3 protein-coding genes are annotated in these 1,877 nt (G+C 59.1%); 2 read left to right on the top strand and 1 reads right to left on the bottom strand.

Going from position 1 to position 1,877, the window contains the following annotated elements; translation table 11 throughout:
• Positions 1-286 precede the first annotated feature (286 nt).
• Complete coding sequence (locus AWB74_RS44305) at positions 287-742, top strand: RidA family protein (protein ID WP_061152770.1); 456 nt, start codon at positions 287-289, stop codon at positions 740-742.
• A 268-nt stretch (positions 743-1,010) separates the two neighbouring features.
• Positions 1,011-1,382, top strand: a complete 372-nt coding sequence (locus AWB74_RS44300) for a YciI family protein (RefSeq protein WP_061152769.1) — start codon at positions 1,011-1,013, stop codon at positions 1,380-1,382.
• Between the two features lie 283 nt (positions 1,383-1,665).
• Here AWB74_RS44300 and AWB74_RS44295 read toward each other — a convergent pair.
• On the bottom strand, positions 1,666-1,877 hold a 212-nt coding region (locus AWB74_RS44295), incomplete at its 5' end, for an amidohydrolase family protein (protein ID WP_160110413.1).

The following is a 1,877-nucleotide window of genomic DNA, read 5'->3' as shown; positions in this document are numbered from 1 at the left end:
GCCGGAACCAGATGGCGGAGCGTCGAACAACGCGCATTGGCCGGTCACTGCCCGACGCGGTCGCCCGAAACCGACCCACAGCGGACCTTGCACACGCCCGACAGCAGCCACTGGATTGAGTGTGGTCGGATCGAATTATTTAGGATATCGAAATTCGAACGGGCTTCGTTCTTGAAGGACGAGAGATCACGATCCACAGCCTTCCGCGCTGCGCCACCATTGGGCTGAAAGTGGGAGAACCACAAAGCATAATGCAACGACACGACTATCACCGTGAGCCAGCACAATGGTCGCTGCGTTCAATCCTTCGGGCATTTGGCCGCCTTTTGGGACGTTTTCGATGGCGGTGCTACAGGGCGACGGTCAAGTGGTCCACTTGAAAGGGCAGGTTGCGCTCTATGTTCTTGGGCAGGTGGTCGGACTGGGCGATATAAGGAAACAGGTCCGAAAGACGCTTGAGAACATTCGTGATGTACTGACGTCGATGGGCGGACGCATGTCGGATACCATGTCGCTCGTTCACTACGCAACCGACGTTGAAGCCTTCATGGCGACCAGCGACATTAGAGCAGAGTTTTTCGCCGCGCCGTACCCCGTTACGACGACAGTTCAGGTTCAACGACTGTATCACCCTGATCTAATGATCGAGATAACGGCAATCGCCGAAATCCCGCGTTCGAGGTTCCACCTCCCCAAAACGTTTCCAAGCATTGTCGACGTTTCGCAAGGCGCACCCGAGTGACCGCTCGTGGCCGACTGCTGGCCGTCGGCGTTCGAGGCTGGATTGGGTCGCCGCCGAGGATCTGGATGAGAGTCTTCGGATTACCTTGATCCTCGTCCTAGTCCTTATTTTTCTCCACACCGGCAAGCGCTACTGGCGACAACGCAGAACGTGAGCGACCCCGAAGCGGACAGGGTGTTGAAACCTGCTACAACCTCTCCAAGAAGAGTGTCGATTTCCGATCACTCGGTTCGTCGTCAGTAAGTCCGCAGCCCACAAAGGATCTCCCATGAAATTCCTCGGCCTAGCCTACTTCACCCCAGAAAAAATGGCCGCGATGGCGCCAGACGACATCAGGGAACTGGTCAGCCAATGCCCGGCGCTGGACGAGAAAATGCGCGCTACCGGCAGGGTTCTGGTTTCCGCGTCGCTTGGCGATCTAGACAAGTGGAGGACGCTTCGTCCACGCGGCGGCAAAACGCACGTCACTGATGGGCCTTACGCCGAGTCGAAAGAAGTCGTGGGCGGCCTGTTCATCATCGAGGCGGATACCCGTGACGAGGCGTTGCGCATTGCGTCCATGCACCCGGCCGCCACGCTTGGCGAAGAAAGTGGATGGGCCGTCGAGCTCATTCCCATGGATTCGTACCTGGCCCGATGAGCGCGTGGGAACAACTGTTTCAACAATCCGTTGGCGCTCGTTATCACAAACGCCTTTGCGGCTTCATGCCTCATCGCGGCCATATCTGCTTAGACCCGTGCCCGCCTCGACGATGCGTTCGGCGTAACCATCCCGACGGCCGTCCACGACGCGGACCCCGCCGTGGGCCGTGCCCGCGCCGGGGCGCGCTCCCTCGCTCCCACGACGTTCGATCCGGGTCGCCGGTTCCGGCGACAATCAGGTGACATAGCAAAGCAACATACCGGTGACCTGCATGGCTACCTCATAACGTGCGAGAAAGGGAGTCCGCTGCCGAAGCGCTTCGAGGCGCTTGGTTGACGTCGAATCGATAAAGGGCGAGCGGGGTCGTGCGCAGGATGGCGTCGGTGATTTCCTGGCTCGAGTCAATGTCCTGCAGCGCCGAGACCGCTCGAGCGAAGTCAGTCGTATGTTCGAACTGGGTGTGTGGCCAATCGCTACCCCACATTAGGCGCG

Source organism: Caballeronia arvi, from assembly GCF_001544695.2.
GTDB lineage: Bacteria > Pseudomonadota > Gammaproteobacteria > Burkholderiales > Burkholderiaceae > Caballeronia > Caballeronia arvi.
This window is presented reverse-complemented; position numbering and strand designations above follow the sequence as displayed.

Coding starts and splice junctions, on each gene's coding strand:
- AWB74_RS44300 (WP_061152769.1), top strand. CDS start 1,011: ATGAAATTCCTCGGCCTAGCCTACTTCACCCCAGAAAAAATGGCCGCG.
- AWB74_RS44305 (WP_061152770.1), top strand. CDS start 287: ATGGTCGCTGCGTTCAATCCTTCGGGCATTTGGCCGCCTTTTGGGACG.